Here is a 20,371-nt window from a genome sequence, read left to right as displayed (position 1 = left end):
AAAAAAAGCCCCGCCCGGAAGGCGGAGCGGGAAGCGGCGGAGACGGATGTTGGCGGCGAACCGCAAAATGCCGTTTGCGGCTTACAGCGAAGCCGCCTGCCCGATCGGCGGCAGTTCCGCCAAGCCGGCCGGGAACCGCTTCAGCGGCAGGTAGTGCATGCTGCGGATATAGCGCACCGTGCGGCTGCTGGCCCGCATGATGACGGAATGCGTCTCGGCGCGGTCCTTGCCGATCAGGCGGACGCCGTCGAGGAACTCGCCGCTCGTGACGCCGGTAGCGGCGAACAGCACGTCGCCCGTGCCGGCCATGTCGGTCAGCGTCAGCACGCGCGAAGGGTCTGCGATGCCCATCGAGACGCAGCGCTGCCACTCGATCGGGCCGCCCGGCAGCAGGCGGCCCTGCATGTCGCCGCCGAGGCAGCGCATCGCCGCCGCGGCGAGGACGCCTTCCGGCGCACCGCCGGAACCGAGGTACAGGTCCACGCCGCTATCGGGCAGCGCGGCCGCGATCGCGCCGGCCACGTCGCCGTGGCCAAGCAGCTTGATGCGGACGCCGGCGCCGCGCAGGCGGGCGATCAGATCGGCGTGGCGCTCGCGGTCGAGCACCATGACGGTCAGGTCCGACAGCGCACGGCCCGTATACTGCGCCGCTTTTTGCAGCGTCAGCTCGACCGGGTCGTTCAGGCTCAGCTTGCCGGCAAGTTCCGGGCCGCAGGCCAGCTTTTCCATATAGATGTCGGGCGCATGCAGCAGGCTTCCCTTCTCCGCGATAGCGATAACGGCCTGCGCGTTGGGCAGACCCGCCGCCACGACTTCCGTGCCTTCGAGCGGATCGACCGCCACGTCGACTTCGGGACCGTCTTTGCTGCCGACTTTCTCGCCGATGTACAGCATCGGGGCGTCGTCCATCTCGCCTTCGCCGATCACGACCGTTCCGTCGATGGAGACGGAATCGAACATCGAACGAATCGCGGTCGTCGCCGCACCGTCCGCCGCGTTTTTGTCCCCTCTGCCGATCCACTTCGCCGCCGCCAGCGCACCGAGTTCCGTCACACGCACAATCTCCAGGGTCAATTCACGTTCCATTTCCATTCCCTCCATTCATAAGGTTCAATCCTTTGATCCAGTCATTTGATCCATTTATTCGATCCATTGATTCGATCCATTGATTCGGTCAAAAATTGCCGAGAATCAGGCTGGCCGTTTCTTCGATCGCTTTGTCGGTAATGTCGACGACCCGGCAGCCAAGCCGCGCGTACAGCGCTTCGGCGTACTCCAGTTCTTCGCGAATCCGCTCCAGGCTGTCATACTGCGAGCCGACCGGCAGTCCAAGCGATTTGAGGCGTTCGGAGCGGATGCGCAGCATCGTTTCCGGCGCGATCGTCAAGCCGACCAGCCGGTCTTTGGGCAGGCCGAGCAGCTGCTGCGGCGGCGCGATCTCCGGTACGACGGGGTAATTGACGACCTTTTTGCCCCGATGGGCGAGAAAAATGCCGAGCGGCGTCTTCGACGTCCGCGAGATGCCCATCAGCACGATGTCGGCTTCCAGCATCGCGCCGAGATCGCGTCCGTCGTCGCTTGCGACCGTGAATTCGATCGCCTCCATCCGGCGGAAGTAATTCTCGTCCATTTTGCGCAGCACGCCCGGACGCCGGGTCGGCGGCGCTCCGCTGAACGTGTCGATGAACGCCTGCATCATGGGACCCATAATATCGACGATGCGCACGTCCAGCCGTACCGCTTCCTCGCGGATCGTCTCGCGCAGCTCCGGCTGGACGAGCGTATAGGCGACAAAGCCTTTGTGCTGAGCCGCTTCTTCCATCAGCGCGCGCAGCTCGTCTTCATGCCGCACGTTGCCGTAGCGCTTGATCGAAACTTCCCGATGCTCGAACTGGTGAATAACGGCCTGCACGACCGCTTCCGCCGTATCGCCGACCGAGTCCGAACAAATCGTAATGCATGACATTTCCTGTCCCATCGTCTGCGTGTCCTCCCGTTACCTTGTCGTTTCAATGTCGAGGAGAAGCTGAACGATAGCCGTCTTCGTCAGTCGTCCCACGATCGCCGCTTTGCCGCCCGTTTCTTCCGAAGCGGCCTCGATCACCGGCAAACTGTCCACCTCGTGCATAATCATTTTGTGCGCCGCTTCCAGCACCGGCTCGTCCGGCGACGTCGTCACGACTTTGGGAATCCGCGTCATGACCATGCTCACCGGCATCGAAGCCGAGCCCGGATTGCCGAGCGTCACTTTGAGAAAATCTTTGCGCGAAGCGACGCCCGTCAAGCGGCCTTCCGCGTCGCAGATAATGAGCGTGCCCACGTCCTGCAGGAAAAGCGTCACGACCGCGTCCTGAATGGTCGTCGTCTCCCGGATCAGGATCGGGACGGTCTGGATGTCCCGGACTTTCGCTTCCCGCATCCGGTCGCTGCCGCCGCTTGCGCCCGCCGATTTGCGGCCGGGGAAATACCCGACTTTAGGCTTGGCGTCCACGTACTCCAGCATGACCAGCAGCGACAGATCCGAACGGATCGTCGGCCGGGACAGCCCCAGGTTCTCGGCAATCTGCTCGCCGGTGATCGGGGCCTGCTTGAGCACGATGTCCACGATCTTAAGTTGTCTTGCCGTCAATTCGATCACGGCTACCCTCCGATTTCCCGCATTCGCCTTCTTTCGCTTCAAGGAATGACGTTCCGCACGGCCGCCGCTGCCGGCGCCGGGAAACAATCATCCTCTGCGTATCCATATAATACGACATTAATGCGATAAATGAAACATATATGACGCATTATATGCCTATAATCTTTGCTTATGCGACTCTAAATTAATATTTATAAGTTAATTCGGGTAGAATGTGACGTCAATATCGCATTATGACGTTCTTTATAACCCGTACTCTTTTCCAAAAAAAGCTCATAAAGACGGTTTTCCGGGGACTTTCGTTCAAAAAGCCACCCGTTTTGCCAACTGCTTGCGGCGCAATACGACAAACGCGGCGGCGATCAGCAGCATGCCCATTACCGCCGGCGCGGCATGGCCGAGCAGGACGTACGCTTGTCCGCCCGCAATCGGTCCGATCATTCTCGCCAACGCCTGAACGGATTGGCTGCCGCCTTGAATTCTGCCTTGTTCGCTTGCGTCCGCGGCTTTGGAGAGCATGCCGTTGAACGCAGGGCCGAAGATCGAATCGCCGAAGCCGAAAGCGAGCATGCCGCAGATCAGCAGCGGATACATGGAGAACCAGGCCGAAGCCGCGATCAGGCCGTAACCGACGATCTCCGCTCCCATGCCCAGCCTGGCGATCTGGCGATCCCCGAGTTTCTTGAGCAGCTGCGGCATGATCAGCCCCTGCGACAGAATGTCCTGAATGCCCATGATCGAGAACAGCAGCCCGATGCGGACAGGGTCCCAATGGAACGCGTCGATCGTGAACTGCGAGAAGATGGCCTGCAGCGAACCGTTAGGCACCCAGAGCAGGAAAGCCGCGATCAGAAGCCTTTTCAATTTCGGCGCGGAGAGCAGAGCCGCAAGCTGGCGCAGCGGATTCAGTTCGGCGACCGCGATCCGCTCCGACCTGCGGTTTTTGTCCAGGCTTTCTTTCATGAAAAAAAATCCGAACGCCGCATTGCACAACGTCACGACCGCTGCCGCATACATAGGAACCGCATATCCGAAGTTCGCCAGCAGCCCGCCGAGGGAAGGACCGATCAGAGTGCCGGCTCCGACCATCGCGCCCATCCAGCCGAAATACCGGGTACGCTGGTCGCCGGGAATCGTATCCGCAAAATAAGCGAACAACGTACCGATGACTCCGCCCGCCAATCCTTCGAGGATCCGCCCGGCGAACAGCACCCATAACGCCCCGCCCATACCGAAAAGGGCATAGCCGATCGCGGACACCGCCAGGCAGATCAGCAGCAGCGGACGACGCCCGTATCGGTCGCTCAAAGCTCCGATTCCGGGCGCCGCCGCGAAGACGCACAGCGCGTATACGGAAGTCAGCAGCGTGACCATGATCGCCTGATTGCCCGGATCGGTGTAAGGCAGGACGAGAAACGGGATCACGGGCATCATGATGCTGAAGCCCATCCCGCACAGAAAGACCGACGCCAACCCGAACAGCAGCGCTTTGCGATCCACGGACACATTGGCGGTCTTGTCGGCGGCGCGTGGTTGCACGGATGCGGAACGGGACTCGCCGCGACTCCGGTTTTTGGATTTGAACATGTACAGATCCCCTTATCGTTTTCATTTTGTTTCCTAGGAAGTAAAATGAATGTATCATGATTTTCCTTCCTGGGCAACAAAAATAAAAAAACAACCTTTCTCCGTAGAGTCGGTTGTCCCTGATTGCTTATTCGATTCACGCGGCCGGCTGACTTATTCCGCTTTGGTCCCGAGTCCCTGCTTGCGAATTTCTTCGTCCAGATGCCGGCCGTAGCTTTCCATGAAACGAAGCATGCCGTCGAACTGTTCCGCGGTCACCTGCTCGAATACGACTCTGTCGCGTTCCCGGAATTCCTCGTGCAGCTCCTCGTGGATCCGATACACGTCCGCTCCCCGCTTCGTCAGCCGAAAATAGATTTCTTTTTTGTTATCCGGTTTCTTGTAACTTTCGACCAGCCCTTTGCGGATCAGCTTCTTCATGATTTTGCTGATCGCGCCGCTGGTCATGTAGAGTGCCGACGCCAGTCGAGTCACGTTGGGGTCCGTATGCTTGCCGATATATTCGATGCAATGCACTTCGGACGATTGGTGCTCGTTCAGGCTCGCTTCCAGTTTGGACTTGTTCAACCAGACCCATTTGCTGAACAACTCCGTAAATTCCGCCATGACGCGTTCTTCTTGATTCACGTTCGTTCCTCCCGCCTGTCGATCCATGTTCTTGTAATCAGTATAAAACAAAAAAAGAAGAAACGCTTTCCGGCGTCCTTCTTTTTCCCCACCTCTTAACTCTGCGACTACACTCCGCGTCTACAGCTTGAACTTCTCTACCGAACGGGCCAGCGTCTCGATGCCCGCTTTGGAAGTGCGCACGCCGCTCAGTACGTCGGAAGCGCTGCCGGCGGCCGCGCTCGCTTTTTCCGCGATCGTTCCCGTGCCGCTTGCTCCTTCGCTCGCCGACTGGGCAATCTCGTCCGTCGCTTTGACCAGGCTCTCCATCGAAGCGAGCAGCTCCTCGGTCGTCGCGCTGAGGTCGGTCGAACGCGCCTCCGTATCGCCGGCGCCGACCGCGTATTCTTCCGTCGCCCGCAGCATCAGGGCATAATCGGTCTGCACGCTGTCGGCAAAAAACGTCAGCAGGTTCTCCGAGTTCGATTTGAGGCTGCCGACCGAATGGAGGACCGCTCCGGTCACTTCCTGGATCTCGTCGGCCGCCCGCTTCGAATCTTCCGCGAGCTTGCGGATTTCCGCGGCCACGACGGCGAAGCCCCGGCCCGACTCGCCCGCTCTCGCGGCTTCGATCGACGCGTTGAGCGACAGCAGGTTGGTCTGCGCCGTAATCTGGAGAATCGACTCGGCCAGCAGCGTGATCCGTTCGACCGCGCGGGAGTCTTCCATCGCCTGTTCCAGGTTGGCTTTGACCTTTTCGTAGGAAGCAGTCCCGTCGTCGTACGATTTCTGGAACGTCGATTTCAGCTCCGAAGCCCGGCTGCTCAGCCGTTCGGACGACTGGGCGCCTTCCTGCGCCTTGACCGCGATCGACTCCAGCGCCCGGCCGATCTCGGACGACGTGCCGCTGATGCTGCGCGTGGAGAACGACGTCTGCTCCATGCCGGCGGACAGCTGCTGCGTCGTAGCCGAGATGTCCTGCACGCTGTCGTCCAGCTGCGCCATGCGTCCGGAGACGGCGTCCATCACCCGCTCGATGCCGAGGCTTTCGCGCTGCACGTCTTCGATGATGCTGCGGAACTGCTTCCGCGCTTCCGCTTCCGCCCGGATCAGCACCGCAAACTCGTCGCCTTCGTCCAGAAAGCGCTCGTAGCTCGTATCGTATTTGAGATCCAGCTCGGCCGTTTTGCGAATCAGGCTGACGGCGATCGCCGTACGCTGCTTCACGTTGCGGATCACCAGCAGGCCGACGACGGCCGAGACGGCCAGCGCCGCGGCCAGCACGATCCAGATAGTTCGCTGAACCTGCTGCTGGTACGCCGTGCTCTCGGCAATGATGTCCGTGCTGTACAGCTCCAGAATCTCTTCGATCTGGTTGATGTCTTCGCGGGCGGCGTCGAAACTTTCCATCGAAACTTCCGTTCCGCTCGCTTTCCAGGCCGCAAACTGCGTCTTGAAATCGTCGAACAGCGCGAACGCCGTCTGCCCCGACTCCGGATGGACATAGCCGTCGAAGCGTTCCGGATTTGTTTTGAGGATCGCTTCCGCTTTGAGCACGCGTTCTTCCGTCTGGGCCGCGTTCTCGTCGAAATCGGCCCGCAGGTCGGTCAACGCCTGTCCGGTGGCGCCGTCCAGATTCTGCTGGTCGGTCAGCGCTTGATAAAAGTCGCGGTCCGCGTTCAGCAGCCAGTTGATGCTCTGATGGGCTTCGTTATACAAACGCTCGATCAGCCGGTCGGAGAGCTGGGACACGAGACTGACGGACAAGGCGGCCAGCAGGATCAATCCCAGCAGCGGCGGAGCGAGCGGCAGGAACATTTTGAAGCTGAGCGGCAGGTTGTTGAAACGAAGTCGTTGGCGCATACGGGTTCACCCTTCCAATATAAAAAGATCTTATTCTCCATATCGGCAAATTCCGACACGGATGAATAAGATCTTTTTCCTGTTTTGCACAATTTTCGCACAATTCACGTTCGAGCGACCGGCGGTTATTTGGGCTGACGATGCGCGTGCGCCGATTTTTTGCCGATACCGAGTACGTAATACGCCGCCCACATGATCAGGATGAACCCTCCGCCTACCGCAAGCGGAATACGCGTATCCGTGTTGATCACCATTCCGACAAGCACGAGCAGCAGGAACACGATGACGAAATAGTTCGCCGCCGGGAAAAAGAGCGACTTGAACGGATGGTCGGCCATCTCGCCCGCGTGTTCGCGCCGGAAGCGGAACTGTCCGATCGCCATCGCGAACCACGGGATCATGCCCGGCAGGATGCTCGCGCTGTAGATGTACAGGAACAGCTTGGAGTCCGGCATAAGATAGTTCAGCAGCACGCCGATCAGCAGCAGCGCGATCGTCGTCATGATGCTGTTGCGCGGAACGCCGCTTTTGGATATTTTTCCGAAAAATCTTGGCGCCTGCCCGTTCTCCGCCAGCGTAAACAGCATCCGTCCCGCGCTGTAGATGCCGCTGTTGCAGCCGGACATGGCCGCTGTCAGCACGACGAAGTTGATGATGCCCGCCGCGGCCAGAATGCCGACTTTGGAAAATGTCAGGACGAACGGGCTTCCGGTCACGCCGACTTCGTTCCACGGGTAGATGGTCACGATCACGAAGATCGCGCCGACGTAGAAGACGAGAATGCGCCAGACGATATTTTTGATCGCGCGCTTCAGCGTGACTTTGGGATTCTCCGCTTCGCCGGCCGTGATGCCGATCATCTCGATGCCCTGATACGCCGCGGTGACGATGCAGAGCGCGAACAGGAACCCTTTGAGCCCGCCCGCGAAAAATCCGCCGTGCACGTACAGGTTCTCGAACCCGATCGGAATGCCGCCGTTGCCCCAGCCGAAGAAGATCAGTCCCGTGCCGAGAACAAGCATGGCGACGATCGCGACCACCTTGATCATCGCGAACCAGAATTCGAATTCGCCGTAGAACTTGACCGCCGCCAGATTCGCCGCCGCGATAATGCCGACACCGACGAGCGCCGGAATCCACTGCGGAATGTCCGGGTACCAGTAGCCGAAGTAGATACCGATCGCCGTCACTTCGGACATGCCGACCGTTACCCACAGGAACCAGTAGCTCCAGGCCGTCAAATAACCCGCGACCGGGTGAATGTATTTGTGCGCGAAAGTCGCGAACGAGCCCGTAACCGGCTCGGCGATCAGCATCTCGCCCATGATCCGCATCACGAGGAACATGACCAGGCCCGCCAGCATATAGGCGAGCAGAACCGACGGTCCCGCCCACTGGATCGTACTCGACGAACCCATGAACAGCCCGACGCCGATCGTACCGCCCAGCGCGATCAATTCGATATGCCGGGCTTTTAGCCCCCGGCTTAATTGTTTTTCTTCCATTTCCTTACGCCTCCATGTCATCTCGCTGTCTTCGCTGCTTCCGATTCGGCGGCGCTTCCGCCCGATGCCTCGCGCGCTAAAGCGTCGCCGAATCGCACCAGCAAATTCTATGACAAGAGATTGGGAAACACAACCGAAAATATCACGCTTCAGATGCGTTTATTTCGTATAGAGAGGACGATTGTCTATCCAGCGAAGACAAACCTTCAACTTTTTTCCCGCCGGATCAGACCTTGGCCAAAAACGTTCACGGCGAATGTCCCGCAAAAAAACACAAAAACATTTGCGTATTGCAGGAGCGCCGCATACAAAAAGACCCCCGCAGGCAAAGCCCGCGAGGGTCCAACAGAATTATACGGAATGTTTTTCGGCTCGGGTGAGTCCGAAAAACGCGACCGCTCCGAGCAGCGCCGTCACGAACAGGATCGCGCCCATCGGGACGGGCGTCGTCTCGTTCAGTCCGACCAGCGGCGAGACGAGCGAGCCGATCAGCAGCGGGAACAGGCCGAGTACGGCGCTTGCGCTGCCGGCCCGGTGGCCCTGGCGCGCGATGGCGAGCGTGAACGTGCTCGTCGCCGTGATGCCGATCGTGATCATGTAGATGAAGAGCGGCACGACGATCGTGAACAGCGGACCCTGAACGATCGTCGCGATCAGCAGCAGCAGCGTGGCGCTTGAGGCCGTGATGACGCCGAGCCGCAGCAGGCTGCGTTCGGAGACGACGCTGCTGAAGCGTCCGATGATGAAGCTGCCCGCGATGATCGCGATGCCGTTGATGCCGAACAGGATACTGAACGTTTGCGGCGAGACGCCGTAAATGTCCTGGTACACGAAAGGCGTACCCGACACGTAGGCGAAGCTGCCTCCGTGAATAAAGCCGAGCGTCAGGGCGTAGCCCATGAACGAACGGTCTTTCATCAGGCTGCCCATCGTGCGAAGCGAATGGCTGATCGTACTCGGCACCCTTTTGTCCGGCGGCAGCGTCTCTTTGAGCTTGAAGCCGACGGTGAGCAGGATCAGAAAACCGAGCAGGCCGAGGAAGTAGAAAATGGTGTGCCAGCTTGAGCCCGGCAGCAGCAGCACGACCCCGCCGGCAATCGGCGCAAGCAGCGGCGCAACGGCATTGATGACCATCAGCAGCGAGAAGAACTGCGTCAGTTCGCGGCCGCTGAACACGTCGCGCACGATCGCGCGGGACAGGACGATGCCGCCCGAAGCGGTCAAGCCCTGCAGGAAGCGCGCCGCGATCAGCATCTCGATGCTGGTCGACAGCGCGCACATGACGGACGAAGCGGCGAACAGCAGCAGCGAGATCAGCAGCGGTCCGCGCCGCCCCCGCGCGTCGCTGATCGGACCGACGATGATCTGGCCGATTGCAAGGCCGATCAGGCAGGCGGTCAGGCTAAGCTGGACGAGCGACGCCTGCGCGCCGAGATCCAGGGCGATGCCGGGAAAACTCGGCAGGTACATATCGATGTTGAGCGGACCGAGAATGCCGAGCGTGGACAGCAGCAGGGCAAGACCGAGACGTTCGCGGCCCGTTGGGTTTTGCAGCATGGTTGACTCCTTCTCCTTTGCCGTACAAACTATGAATAATCATAGAAGGAATTGTATAAGGCCTGGAAGGGAGTGTCAACGACACATGTCCTTATTCGTCGAACGAACGTCGAATGAACGTCGAATGAATCGATCCTGCTTGAATGCTTACCGATTAACGCTTACTGCTTATTACTGCTTATGACTTTTCTTTACGCACGGAACGCCGGCGCAACGCTCGGCTGCTTCAGCCATTCCAGCACCGGCATCAAGTGCAGGCCGGATACTTCAGACCGTTGGGCCTGGCTCAGCGTGTCGATGTTGGCGCCGATCCAGCGGTAGAAATCGGCCACGCCCGCAGCCTGCGTTTCGCCCAGTACCGGCGTCAGCGCTCCCTGGAAATCGTCGAACGCCAGCGAGTGGAAGTTGACGGTCTCGCCCATCAATTCGCTGAACCGCTCGGCCACCTGGTTGCCTGTCAGCCCTTCGGCTCCGGCCGCGATCAGCGTCTGGCCCGCAAGTTCCGGATGGTTCAGCGCATGGGCATGATACTGCGCCGCGTCTTCCGAGCTGACCCACGCGATCGGCTTGTCGGCCGGAACCGGGTAAGCGAACACGCCGTTCGAGACCAGGCCCGGAATAAGCAGGTTTTCCAGGTACAGGGTCGGCTTCACGATGATGCACGGAATGCCGCTGGCCTGGGCCGATTCGATCATCCGGCGCTTGAGATCCAGATTTTCCGCGCTGACCGGTTCCGTCGGCAGGAAGCCGTTCGTGTTAATCACGATCAGTTTCGCGCCGCCTGCCTTGGCCGCTTCGATCGAATTCATGAAGTAGGCCGTCAGCTTGGCGGAATCGAACTCGATCGGCATGTTGATGAACACTTTATCCACGCCCGTATTAACCGAAGCGAGGAATTCCGCGTCGCCCAGATCGCCGATCGAAGCTTCGATGCCCTGTTCCCGCAGTTCCGCCGCGGTTTTGTCCTTCCGCGTGATCGTGCGGACCGTTTTCCCCTGCTTCACGAGCAATCGTGCCACCGCTCCGCCCTGTACGCCCGAAGCTCCATAGACTAAAATGGTTTCCGTCATTTCATAACCCCTTTTCCAAATATCGTTTAGGCCGATTTCGAATCTGCCGTTGTACTTATCATAAGAAACAAGTAAACTTTATGTAAGTACGCACTTTGTAGATATTACGTATCCCGCGGGATACCATGGAGGTGATGGGATGGAACTTCGAACTCTCGATTCGTGCAGCAGCTGCCCGGTCGAATTCACGGTCAACCTGATCGGCGGCAAATGGAAACTGCTGGTCTTGTATCAGCTGATGACGCGCGAGACGGTCCGCTTCAACGAACTGCAGCGCCTGCTCGGTTCGGTCACGCATCGCACGCTGACCCGGCAGCTGCGCGAACTCGAACAGGACGGATTGATCAACCGCGCCGTTTATCCGGAAGTCCCGCCCAAAGTCGAATACTCGTTGACGTCAAAAGGAAAAAGCCTGACCTCGATTCTGCTGCACCTGCAGGACTGGGGACTTGAGCACATGGACGAACCCGCGGCCGAATAAGCGAATTCCTTCAATCCAGGCGAATTCCTTCAATCTCAATCACGGCCGTATCGAAAAGGAGATCTGCACAAGCATGGGAATCATTCTGGACATGATCAAAGACAAAGTCGAATGCCTGCAAACCTACGACTTCCGCGAGCTCGAACGCGCGATCGACGAACGCGTCGAGATCAACAAGGGACTGCTGCTGCGCGTGAAGCACGTCCAGCACCAAGTCACGTTCGACCCGATCCGCAATAAGATGCTGTACAGCGCGGTCGTGCATTTCGCGGCGAATTAAGCGGAGCAATCCGGGCCTGAATGTTGCCGTATCCGTCACCCGGCATCCAAGCTCCAATAGCCGGTATCGAAAAAAGCCAATATCGAAAAAGCCCGAACCGCGCGAGTCTCGCGCCGTTCGGGCTTTTTTGTTGGCCGCTGCCTGTTGTCTTCGCGGCGCCGCCGGTTCCAAGCGATCCGGGATCGGGCCGATCGGCTCATTCCCGGTTCAGACCGTCCGGCGCCGCAGCTCGTAGAAATATTGCACGATCGGATGCTTTAGCTTGACCGTCTCCGACATGTTCACGATACGCTTTTTGCCGACCCGCTTGTCGACCACGGCGAGCACGTTGAGCAGGATATCGCGGCTCTCCAGACTTTCTTCGATGGAAGACGCCAAGAACTTGTTCGCCGTCGCGACGAAGTTCGATTTGGTCAGCGCCGCCTGCGCGGCCAGCAGCTCTTTGGCATGCTCCGTCGCTTTGCGGCTTGCGGCCATCACTTTCAGGCGGTCTTCCGGGATCGGGCCTTTGGCGCTTGCGCGCACCGCTTCGATCTCCGCTTCGGTGACCGGAATCTCAAGATTCGGATCGTTTTTGATCTCGATCTCGCTCTGGTACCAGTCGATAAAATTGGACTTGTCGCCCATGTTGAGAATATTCTTCTTGTCCACCGTGATATGGCAGGTGCCGGCTTTGTCGGGGACATACCGGTAGCTGGTCGAACGGTATTCGACCGTGCCTTTTAAGGCGGGCGCGAGAAAACTCTCCAACTGCTGCTGCAATTTGCTCCAGGACATAAAGGTCCTCCTATGCTTGTTTCGACTATGAGAATAAGGAACGGAAAATTCGGATAACGCTTCGATATGAAAAAGAGGATCGGATACGCACGCCCGGCCGAGTTCGGTCCGCGTGTATCCGATCCTTTATTTTAACATGAGTCGGGCGATTATAGCATCGTTTTGGCCCACGCAGGCGCGATGAAATCCGGCGCGAACTTCAACGCTTTGCTTCAACGGTGAGCGAATCTTCTCGCTTAGAACCGGATAATAACTTTGCCCCGGGGATGGCCGTTCGCGACGAGGCTCAACGCTTCGTTGATCTGTTCGATCCGGAATTCGGCAGGTTCGACGGCCGGCACGATGCCGCTCTCTTCGAGGATGCGCGAGACTTCGCGCAGCTGCTGCCCGTCGCTGCGGACGAAGATGAAGCGGTACTGCACGTTCTTCTTGCCCGCCCGGCGGTCGTATTTGGCGCCGGCGAGGCCGAACAGCTGTTTTTTCCAGAAAGGCAGACCCAGATCTTGCGCAAAGCGCTTGTTGGGGCCCGTGCGCAGAGACAGCAGGCGGCCGCCCGGCTTGAGTACCGCCAGCTCGCGTTCAAATTCGTCCGGTCCCAGCGTATCGATCACGTGGTCCACGCTTTCGAGCGTTTCCCAATAAGATTCGGTCTTGTAGTCGATATAGCGATCCGCGCCCGCGGCGAGCGTCCGTTCCCGGGCACTCGGGCTGCCGCTGACGATGACGTGCAGCCCCATGCTTTTGGCAATCGGAACCGCCATTTGACCGAACGAGCCGGAACCGCCGGGAATGAACACACTCTCGCCGGGCCGGGCTTCCAGCTGCTCGCGCAGCCCCTGGTAAGCCGTCAAGCCGGTCAGCGCCGCCGCCGCTCCGGTGACGAAGTCCAGATGGGCCGGCAGCGGCGCGACCGCTTCGGCGTCGATCGCGGCGTATTCCGCAAAAGCGCCTATGCGGGTCAGCGGCAGACGGGAGTAGACGGCGTCGCCTACCCGGAAGCCCCGTACGTTTTTGCCGACTTTTTCGATCACGCCCGTCAGTTCGTTGCCGAGCGTCAGCGGAAATTTGTAATCCTGGATCAGCTTGACGCTGCCTGTCGCGATCAGCAGTTCCAGATGGTTGACCGCCGCCGCTTTCACTTTGACCAGCACTTCGCGATCGTTTATGTCAGGTACCGGAATTTCGTTCACGGCCACCGTAATTTTTTTGGCATATTGGGTAATCTGTGCGGCTTTCATACTGAACAACCTCCTGAATGAATAAATATCTAAGTAACATTTATTTGATTTTGTAACTTTATCGCAAGCATAATCTTTTAGGTTACAAAAGTCAACATTTGTTACTTTATTTTTGTATGTTAAAATAAGACTGCCGCCGACCGAGTGTCAGGCAGGCAATCGACCCGAAAAGGAAGCGTTGAGCATGGCCAAAATTACGCAGGAACTTATTCTCGCGACCGCCGAGACGCTGATGGAACGCACCGAGAAGTCCGAAGTGACCCTGTCGCAAATCGCGGACGAACTGGACATCACGCACGCGGCTCTCTATAAACATTTCAAAAACAAGCAGCAGCTCTGGACCGCCGTAGCCAAAAGCTGGTTCGAGCGCATGATCTCGGAGCAGATCAGGCTCGACCCGATCGATCCCGTTAATCCGGCCGATCCCAAAGAGCGGCTGCACGATTGGCTGCGGGCTTTTGCCCATGCCAAAAAGCGCGCCTATCACGAAAATCCGAAGATGTTCGCGCTAAACACGCAGTATGTGGACAACCATCCGCTCGTACTGCGCGAGGTTCTCCAGCAAGCCTACCGCATCGTCGACGAAATGATGGGCTACGGCGATCCCCATTTCGAACGCGCCGAAGCGATCCTGTCCGCGTTCGCGGTATTCAGTCTTCCGTCCTTCAAAGACACCTGGAATCTGCCGGACTACGAAGAACGGTTCGAGCGGATCTGGGCTTTGATAGAAAATGGAGTCTGATCCAAAAGGAAGTCTGACGCACGCCGGATCTAGGCGAACACTTCCCGGGCCGTATCCATAAAAGACGTCAGGATCGGCGACAGCCACTTGTCTTTGTGCCACAGCATCTGCGTCTGCACGCGCAGATCCGGCATGGACCACGGCAGAGCAATCAGTTCGCCCCGCTCCAGCTCGGCCCTGACCACGATCTCGGGCAGAAAGGCTGCGCCGATTCCCGACAGGGCGCACTGCTTGATCGCTTCCGCGCTCTGAAATTCCAGATGCGTCAGTCCGTCGATGCCCGCCTGCTCGAACGAACGATCGAACATCGTGCGGTACGGGCAGCCTTTCTCATTCGTCAGCAGCACTTCCCCGTTAAAATCTGCCGGACGCAGCACTTCCTGCCGGGCGAGCGGATAATCCGGAGCGGCGAACAGGCGAAAATGTTCGTCCGCCAGCGGCTCCGCGCAGAAGACGCCGGAGCGAACCGGTTCGTCCAGCACGTAGACGAGATCCGCCGTTCCTTCCAGCAGCGCCGGCTTCAGCCCCTGATTCGGCACCGAGCGAAAGATCAGACGCACGCCCGGATACCGGGAGCGGAACTTCCGGAATACCGCCGGCAGCCGATACGCGCAGACGACTTCGTTCGCGCCGATCGTCAGCGTCCCGCTGAGCTGTCCGTCGTCATGCAGGTCGCTGCGGGCTTCGGCAAGCTTGTCCAGCACGTCCCGGGCATGGATCAAAAAGCGTTTGCCGGCTGTCGTGAGCACGAGCTGCTTGCCCAATCGGTCGAACAGGGGCACGCCCAGCTCCTGTTCCAGCGCTTTGATCTGCATCGTGACGTTGGACGGCACGTAATTCAGCGCTTCCGCCGCCCGGGTAAAATTCAGGGTCGACGCGACCGTGCGAAAAGTGTTCAGCTGCCGCAGTTCCATGTTTCTCTCTCCTTCGGACTTTCAATATTTTTGAAGACTATGATGAATTTCCTTCACTTTTATTGAGCGTAGCACGGTCCTATACTGAGCACAAGAACCGGCGCCAACACGCGCGGTTCTATGCCGAAGGGAGAGAGATTTCAACATGGATTACGAAATTTTTGATTTGGGCGACGTCCTGCTGCAATCGGGAACGACGCTGCCGGACGCTTTTCTGGCTTATCGGACGTACGGCACCCTGAACGAACGCCGGGACAATGTGATCGTCTATCCGACCGCGTTCGGCGACACGCATACGCAGAACGAATGGCTGATCGGACCGGGCCAGGCGCTCGACCCGGAGCGCTATTTCATCGTCGTGCCGAACCTGCTCGGCAACGGACTGTCTTCGTCGCCGAGCAACACACCACCTCCGTTTGACCGGGCCCGTTTTCCGCAGGTGACCGTCTACGACAACGTCGTGTTCCAACGTCGGCTGCTGCACGAGCGGTTCGGCATTCGCCGGATCGCGCTCGTCGTCGGCTGGTCGCTCGGAGGCATTCAGGCGTTCCAATGGGGCACAAGTTACCCGGAGATGGTCGAACGGATCGCGCCTGTGGCCGGTATCGCCAAGCCCTGGCCCCACACGTTCGTCGTGCTGGACAGTCTCCGGGCCGCGCTGCTGTCCGCCGTGCGCTTCGACGAGGCTTCGCTGGATCGGCTGACGTCCGCGGATATGCGGGCCGTCGGGCGGGTATATGCGGGCTGGGGCTTGTCGCAAGCGTTCTACCGGGCCGAACTTTACCGGGAGATGGGCTTCGATTCGCTGGAAGAGTTCACGGCCGGCGTCTGGGAAAACAGCTTCATGCAGATGGACCCGCACAATGTGCTGTCCATGCTCCGCACCGGGCAGCATGCCGACATCAGCGACAATCCGGCGTACGGCGGCGATTTCGACCGGGCGCTTGCGAGCATTACCGCCCGGGCCTGCGTCATGCCGGGCAGCACGGACCTGTTCTGCTCGGCGGACGACAATGCGTACGAAGTGCGGCGCATTCCGAATGCCGTATTACAGCCGATCCTGTCGGTCTGGGGACATTTTGCGGGGCGGGGAATTCATGAACCGGATAACCGGTTTATCGACGAACGGTTGAAGGAACTGCTCGCGTACGGGGCGGACAAATAGAGCTCTACCCCTTCGTCCAGTTGGCCGGACAGCGACAGTACGCGTAAAAGATAGCGGTACATCACGTCGCCCACGTTGCGGTCGCCGAGCACGAACAGTTCGCCGCCTTCGATCCGAATCAGGTCTACCGTCTCGCCGCCTCCGACACGGTCGGTGCCTGCTCGGTATTCACCGTGCCGGCCGCGCCCGGTCTTCCCCCGGCGTGCCCAGCTTTTTTATCGGCATATCCGATTTGTCTCATCTTTCCAATCCCCACATGACAGTTATTCTCACTGACTTATCATAAGGAGCGGAAGGACTTCATTCAATGGACCTTTGCGCAAAAAAAGAAGGTTGGCGGGAATGGGACGTAAAAGTACATTTTTGCAGACCGTTTGTGAGGCTAGGGTTAGGGTCAATCAGCCGAAAAAAAGGATAGGAATGCAGTTGCACTCCTATCCTTTCGGTATGCGCCAGTACAAACGGCTTAAAACTCTTCAATAATGCTTTCTTTTGGAACTTTCGTTCAAATGCCTTCCCAAACATACAGCAGCTACTATCAACAAAAGAAAAACAGGCAGTGCCGACATGTTTCCTTTGAGAAGCGGTATAGTCTGAGAGATCAAGGCCAAGAACATAAGCCCGAGATAAAGCCATTTTCTTTGATGCGGACTCTTGAGCCTCGTAGCCATGAACTTTACCGCCGTAAAGAGCAAAAGAAATGCCACGATTGAAATTAGGATAGTCACAACGATGTGAATCTCCTCCTTCACATTTGAACGAACTGTACGGCTTCCTTATCTATTGGTTGTAGACTCAAAGTACGGAGCAGGCAGCCAATGTATATTAAGTGTAACACCTTTCCCCATATTGTGTGCAGACATTGAATTGGCTATCATAAATGCGCCTGCCGAGACTAGCGCCGCTGCAATTGTAGCCGCATGAGCTCCGCTTACTCCTGCTACTGTCGCAACAAGTCCCCAAATCACTCCGGTTTGTGTCAGCGTATAAATCTGATTTTTGGTTTCTTGGTCGTTAAACGTTATAGCCACACCCCACCAATACGCATTGCTAAAGGCATTTGTCGTGAATTCGCCAGGGCCAGGAGCTTCAATCATAGGTGCTGTTCTACCGAGAGTTGCAGTATTCCCATTTACAATAAGTGCCCCTGATTGAATTTCAGCATTAATTGTATTTACTCCCCGTTCAATTACGCGATAGACTTCGCTGCTTACTTTGGTTTTACCTTCTTCCGCAATATGTAAAAATCCGTCGGAGCCTATTGCAATGTACTCGTTGATGGCAACGGCTCCTGCAAGTAATTTCTGATCTTGATCCGTCTCACCAAAAGAAATCATTGGACGGTTCTGGATGGAACTAATATTGGAATTCTCTTGCGCTAACGTTCTAGCAGAAACCGGAGCAGCAGAAGCGCTTAAAACCAAAAGACCGGCACTAATTGCAATCAAGCTTTTTTTCATCTCCAAAAGTCTCCTTCTTAAAAAGAATTTTGACAATCCCAAAATCAATTTGAACTTATTTACTTCTTAAACTTAACACGAAAAATCCTAAAATATAACTTTTTGTATATAATAGGTTCTAAAGTATGAGCTTAAATGGAGATGGAGATTTAAACAGGTACTTAAGTCTATTAATTACTATTTAAATAAAAATATAGAATGATCTCATAATAGGTTTTAACAGATTTCAATCCAAACGAAAAAAAGAGCCGCTCGAAAGCGCCTCTTTTTTTTCGTTTACGTTCTATATGAGGTTCGGCTTGTTTTACGGTTGCTTTTCAAAAAAGCTGTTCAGAAAGTATAAGAATCTCCGTCGTCCGGCACGAGAATGTGGTCAGAGATCCCTTTTTGAGCCGCAAAATCCCTCAGTTCCGTCCGCGACAGATTCCAGTGGTTGACGGCTTCCATATGGACCGAGAGGATGCGGGCGTTCGGCGCGGCTTCATGCACGTGGTGGATATCTTCCGCGTTCATGACGAGCGAACCGCCCTTCAGGAACTGGTTATCTCCGCCGTTAACGACGATCACTTCCGGCTGATGCGTCTCGATCGTCTGCCGCACCGCTTCGTACCAGACCGTATCGCCGGCGACGTACAGCGTCTGTTCGCTGTCATGCTTGAATACGACGCCGCACACGTGACCCGCCATTTGCAGAATGTCTCCGCGTCCGTGCTCGCCCTGCGTTTTGATCAATCGAATGCCTTCAAAAACCGTGTTCTCGCCCAGCACTTCCACCTGTTCAAAGCCGGCACTGCGGATAGCTTCGGCATCTTCTTCGTTTTGCGAGAAAATCTTGACGCCTTTTGGCAAAGCGGCCTTGGCTGCATCGTCCCAATGGTCCATATGCAGATGCGTGACGATGACGGCATCCAGGTCGCTGACGATGTCTTCGATCGAAATTGGCAGGCCCACGAGCGGATTGTTCTGATCGGTTCTTGCGGCATTGGGAAAAGCAGGCAGCGTGCCCTGTTCGGACAAAAACGGATCGATCAGGAATTTCTTGCCCGCATACCGGACGATCAGCGTAGCGTTGCGAATCAGTTGAATGTTCATCGGTTCCCTCTCCTTCTGCGATGCGTGCGATTTGTCGGATATCTCCATGATAGACGATGCTTCGATGGGGATCGATGGTTTGACGAAACGCTTTTGGTTCGAATGTTTTCGCGGTGAAAAAGAGGGCCTGCTTCATAGCCTGCTCAGCCTCTACTGCCGAAGTGTGTAATCTGCTCTTCACCCAATGCTGCCGGATCAACTTCCCAACAGCAAAACGTTCACGTTTCTCCGGTAGTTTTTGGCGCTTACTTTTGCGAACGAAGAACTTGAGAGCCTATTATTAGACTGTATTTAAAAATATATATTTTTACAAATTTAATATAAATTTTTCTTAAAATCAAACGTTGTACATATAGAAAAGCTTAAGCTTTTCTCAAAAAAATCTGGGAGGAATCAATTTGAAACTTTTAAAGCCAGCTGTTACTTCAGTTCTTGCAGCTACGTTAATGTTACCAGCCGTAGCTTCTGCTGAGATTTTACCGCAAGAAGTCTCCGTCCAACCAATGTCTACAGATACTGCTATGAATGCACAAACTGACGCTCAGGGTTCTTACTTGATCAACCCCTGGACTAAGGAGCACGTTTATTACCAAGATGCAGTCGAAGATTCTTCTTTCACTACGTCTTCAATAGTTACACCCGAAGCTGCTCTGGACAATCACGTTTTTTATGACGAAGCAGCTTTGAAAGACTTGGAGAAATTAAAACAAGAGAGCACCAGTGCTTCGTTACAAAGTCAGCAAGACTCTACAGATCTTCAATATCAACAAATGACTGAATCCAAAAACACCTTGTCTGCTCAAACGAATGATCAATTTGCAGCCAAGGCTCTCACTAAAGCACAATACAGAGGGCAATTCAAAGAGCTATCTTTAACATTTGGTGCTTTCTCCTGCCCAACAGCAGGAAACTTCCTACTTCATTCGTTGCAAGATAGTCCTTCCAATCGTAGTTATGCTGCGGGAACCACGTTATCAAACGGTTTTTCAAGAACCCCTTCGTATACCGAAATTTCTATTCCAATTGCCAATGCTGTAAAGACAGCTAATGCTCAAGGAAAGAAAGCAGTCTCAGGAAGTGGTAGCCACTATACAAGCGCAGGTAACGCTGGGCTAGACTGGTATCTAACTTTAGGCAAGTATAAACACAATTGGGCTGCCGAAAAGATGACCAATGGGACATGGACTATTTATATCAATGTTAATGATCGGTACGACTACACTCATATCAGTCCGATTCCTTCAAGCCTCCCTGCCAAGGCGATTGCATTGGTTTCTAACCACGCAGCCGATGCTCAAAATGCAGGGGCTATTGTTCCATATATTTCGAATTTCTATATGCAGCAGCCAAATTACAGACCTTAAACAACTCAAAAAGAAGCAGGCTCTCCAAAAGA

General features: G+C 56.3%; 19 protein-coding genes. 5 read left to right on the top strand and 14 right to left on the bottom strand.

Annotated features, from left to right (window positions below; genetic code table 11):
• Positions 1-81: 81 nt before the first annotated feature.
• The 9 genes from glpX to FFV09_RS14515 form a co-directional block, all read right to left on the bottom strand.
• Positions 82-1,086: a class II fructose-bisphosphatase gene (gene glpX / locus FFV09_RS14555; RefSeq protein ID WP_141448494.1), complete on the bottom strand. Its 1,005-nt coding sequence runs from the start codon at positions 1,084-1,086 to the stop codon at positions 82-84.
• 88 nt (positions 1,087-1,174) lie between these two features.
• Positions 1,175-1,978, bottom strand: a complete 804-nt coding sequence (locus tag FFV09_RS14550; protein WP_141448493.1) for a pyruvate, water dikinase regulatory protein — start codon at positions 1,976-1,978, stop codon at positions 1,175-1,177.
• A gap of 18 nt (positions 1,979-1,996) precedes the next feature.
• Complete coding sequence (locus tag FFV09_RS14545; protein ID WP_141448492.1) at positions 1,997-2,638, bottom strand: helix-turn-helix transcriptional regulator; 642 nt, start codon at positions 2,636-2,638, stop codon at positions 1,997-1,999.
• A gap of 303 nt (positions 2,639-2,941) precedes the next feature.
• Positions 2,942-4,225, bottom strand: a complete 1,284-nt coding sequence (locus FFV09_RS14540; protein ID WP_141448491.1) for an MFS transporter — start codon at positions 4,223-4,225, stop codon at positions 2,942-2,944.
• 153 nt (positions 4,226-4,378) lie between these two features.
• Positions 4,379-4,852 (bottom strand): MarR family transcriptional regulator, encoded by a 474-nt coding sequence (locus tag FFV09_RS14535; RefSeq protein ID WP_141448490.1) that lies wholly within the window; start codon positions 4,850-4,852, stop codon positions 4,379-4,381.
• A gap of 120 nt (positions 4,853-4,972) precedes the next feature.
• Positions 4,973-6,694, bottom strand: a complete 1,722-nt coding sequence (locus FFV09_RS14530; RefSeq protein ID WP_141448489.1) for a methyl-accepting chemotaxis protein — start codon at positions 6,692-6,694, stop codon at positions 4,973-4,975.
• A gap of 125 nt (positions 6,695-6,819) precedes the next feature.
• Positions 6,820-8,199 carry an amino acid permease gene (locus tag FFV09_RS14525; protein WP_141448488.1) on the bottom strand — a complete coding sequence of 460 codons (1,380 nt, stop codon included), beginning with the start codon at positions 8,197-8,199 and terminating at the stop codon, positions 6,820-6,822.
• Positions 8,200-8,550: 351 nt separating this feature from the next.
• On the bottom strand, positions 8,551-9,756 hold the full coding sequence (locus tag FFV09_RS14520) for a Bcr/CflA family efflux MFS transporter (protein ID WP_141448487.1): 1,206 nt from the start codon (positions 9,754-9,756) through the stop codon (positions 8,551-8,553).
• Positions 9,757-9,947: 191 nt separating this feature from the next.
• Positions 9,948-10,826 carry an SDR family oxidoreductase gene (locus FFV09_RS14515; RefSeq protein ID WP_141448486.1) on the bottom strand — a complete coding sequence of 293 codons (879 nt, stop codon included), beginning with the start codon at positions 10,824-10,826 and terminating at the stop codon, positions 9,948-9,950.
• A gap of 139 nt (positions 10,827-10,965) precedes the next feature.
• On the opposite strand from FFV09_RS14515, the gene FFV09_RS14510 reads away from it, so the two are divergent.
• Entirely contained in the window at positions 10,966-11,307 is a 342-nt protein-coding gene (locus tag FFV09_RS14510) for a winged helix-turn-helix transcriptional regulator (protein WP_141448485.1), read from the top strand.
• A 73-nt stretch (positions 11,308-11,380) separates the two neighbouring features.
• Positions 11,381-11,587: a DUF2536 family protein gene (locus tag FFV09_RS14505; protein WP_141448484.1), complete on the top strand. Its 207-nt coding sequence runs from the start codon at positions 11,381-11,383 to the stop codon at positions 11,585-11,587.
• A gap of 207 nt (positions 11,588-11,794) precedes the next feature.
• On the opposite strand, the gene FFV09_RS14500 is transcribed toward FFV09_RS14505, so the two are convergent.
• Both FFV09_RS14500 and FFV09_RS14495 read right to left on the bottom strand, forming a co-directional pair.
• Complete coding sequence (locus FFV09_RS14500) at positions 11,795-12,364, bottom strand: SF0329 family protein (RefSeq protein WP_141448483.1); 570 nt, start codon at positions 12,362-12,364, stop codon at positions 11,795-11,797.
• 236 nt (positions 12,365-12,600) lie between these two features.
• A complete protein-coding gene (locus FFV09_RS14495; protein WP_141448482.1) occupies positions 12,601-13,602 on the bottom strand; it encodes an NADP-dependent oxidoreductase in 1,002 nt (333 codons plus the stop codon).
• A gap of 184 nt (positions 13,603-13,786) precedes the next feature.
• On the opposite strand from FFV09_RS14495, the gene FFV09_RS14490 reads away from it, so the two are divergent.
• The gene (locus tag FFV09_RS14490; RefSeq protein WP_141448481.1) at positions 13,787-14,344 is read left to right on the top strand and encodes a TetR/AcrR family transcriptional regulator; all 558 of its coding nucleotides are present in this window, start codon (positions 13,787-13,789) and stop codon (positions 14,342-14,344) included.
• Positions 14,345-14,373: 29 nt separating this feature from the next.
• Here FFV09_RS14490 and FFV09_RS14485 read toward each other — a convergent pair whose 3' ends face one another.
• Positions 14,374-15,258, bottom strand: coding sequence for a LysR family transcriptional regulator (locus tag FFV09_RS14485; protein WP_141448480.1), 885 nt, complete (start codon positions 15,256-15,258; stop codon positions 14,374-14,376).
• A 145-nt stretch (positions 15,259-15,403) separates the two neighbouring features.
• Between FFV09_RS14485 and FFV09_RS14480 the strand changes: the two genes are divergently transcribed.
• Positions 15,404-16,423, top strand: a complete 1,020-nt coding sequence (locus FFV09_RS14480) for an alpha/beta fold hydrolase (protein ID WP_141448479.1) — start codon at positions 15,404-15,406, stop codon at positions 16,421-16,423.
• A gap of 776 nt (positions 16,424-17,199) precedes the next feature.
• Here the strand turns inward: FFV09_RS14480 and FFV09_RS14475 are convergent.
• A complete protein-coding gene (locus FFV09_RS14475; protein ID WP_141448478.1) occupies positions 17,200-17,883 on the bottom strand; it encodes a hypothetical protein in 684 nt (227 codons plus the stop codon).
• 330 nt (positions 17,884-18,213) lie between these two features.
• Entirely contained in the window at positions 18,214-18,975 is a 762-nt protein-coding gene (locus FFV09_RS14470; RefSeq protein ID WP_141448477.1) for an MBL fold metallo-hydrolase, read from the bottom strand.
• Between the two features lie 398 nt (positions 18,976-19,373).
• Between FFV09_RS14470 and FFV09_RS14465 the strand changes: the two genes are divergently transcribed.
• Complete coding sequence (locus FFV09_RS14465) at positions 19,374-20,339, top strand: hypothetical protein (RefSeq protein WP_141448476.1); 966 nt, start codon at positions 19,374-19,376, stop codon at positions 20,337-20,339.
• Positions 20,340-20,371 lie beyond the last annotated feature (32 nt).

The organism is Saccharibacillus brassicae, assembly GCF_006542275.1.
Taxonomy (GTDB): Bacteria; Bacillota; Bacilli; order Paenibacillales; family Paenibacillaceae; genus Saccharibacillus; species Saccharibacillus brassicae.
The sequence above is the reverse complement of the archived record's forward strand: the minus strand, read 5'-3'. Positions and strand labels throughout refer to the sequence as shown.

Bases quoted from the DNA above. Each gene is read 5' to 3' on its own strand.
- glpX (WP_141448494.1), bottom strand. From the start codon at position 1,086: ATGGAACGTGAATTGACCCTGGAGATTGTGCGTGTGACGGAACTCGGT.
- FFV09_RS14550 (WP_141448493.1), bottom strand. From the start codon at position 1,978: ATGGGACAGGAAATGTCATGCATTACGATTTGTTCGGACTCGGTCGGC.
- FFV09_RS14540 (WP_141448491.1), bottom strand. From the start codon at position 4,225: ATGTTCAAATCCAAAAACCGGAGTCGCGGCGAGTCCCGTTCCGCATCC.
- FFV09_RS14530 (WP_141448489.1), bottom strand. From the start codon at position 6,694: ATGCGCCAACGACTTCGTTTCAACAACCTGCCGCTCAGCTTCAAAATG.
- FFV09_RS14525 (WP_141448488.1), bottom strand. From the start codon at position 8,199: ATGGAAGAAAAACAATTAAGCCGGGGGCTAAAAGCCCGGCATATCGAA.
- FFV09_RS14520 (WP_141448487.1), bottom strand. From the start codon at position 9,756: ATGCTGCAAAACCCAACGGGCCGCGAACGTCTCGGTCTTGCCCTGCTG.
- FFV09_RS14515 (WP_141448486.1), bottom strand. From the start codon at position 10,826: ATGACGGAAACCATTTTAGTCTATGGAGCTTCGGGCGTACAGGGCGGA.
- FFV09_RS14510 (WP_141448485.1), top strand. From the start codon at position 10,966: ATGGAACTTCGAACTCTCGATTCGTGCAGCAGCTGCCCGGTCGAATTC.
- FFV09_RS14505 (WP_141448484.1), top strand. From the start codon at position 11,381: ATGGGAATCATTCTGGACATGATCAAAGACAAAGTCGAATGCCTGCAA.
- FFV09_RS14500 (WP_141448483.1), bottom strand. From the start codon at position 12,364: ATGTCCTGGAGCAAATTGCAGCAGCAGTTGGAGAGTTTTCTCGCGCCC.
- FFV09_RS14495 (WP_141448482.1), bottom strand. From the start codon at position 13,602: ATGAAAGCCGCACAGATTACCCAATATGCCAAAAAAATTACGGTGGCC.
- FFV09_RS14490 (WP_141448481.1), top strand. From the start codon at position 13,787: ATGGCCAAAATTACGCAGGAACTTATTCTCGCGACCGCCGAGACGCTG.
- FFV09_RS14485 (WP_141448480.1), bottom strand. From the start codon at position 15,258: ATGGAACTGCGGCAGCTGAACACTTTTCGCACGGTCGCGTCGACCCTG.
- FFV09_RS14480 (WP_141448479.1), top strand. From the start codon at position 15,404: ATGGATTACGAAATTTTTGATTTGGGCGACGTCCTGCTGCAATCGGGA.
- FFV09_RS14475 (WP_141448478.1), bottom strand. From the start codon at position 17,883: ATGAAAAAAAGCTTGATTGCAATTAGTGCCGGTCTTTTGGTTTTAAGC.
- FFV09_RS14470 (WP_141448477.1), bottom strand. From the start codon at position 18,975: ATGAACATTCAACTGATTCGCAACGCTACGCTGATCGTCCGGTATGCG.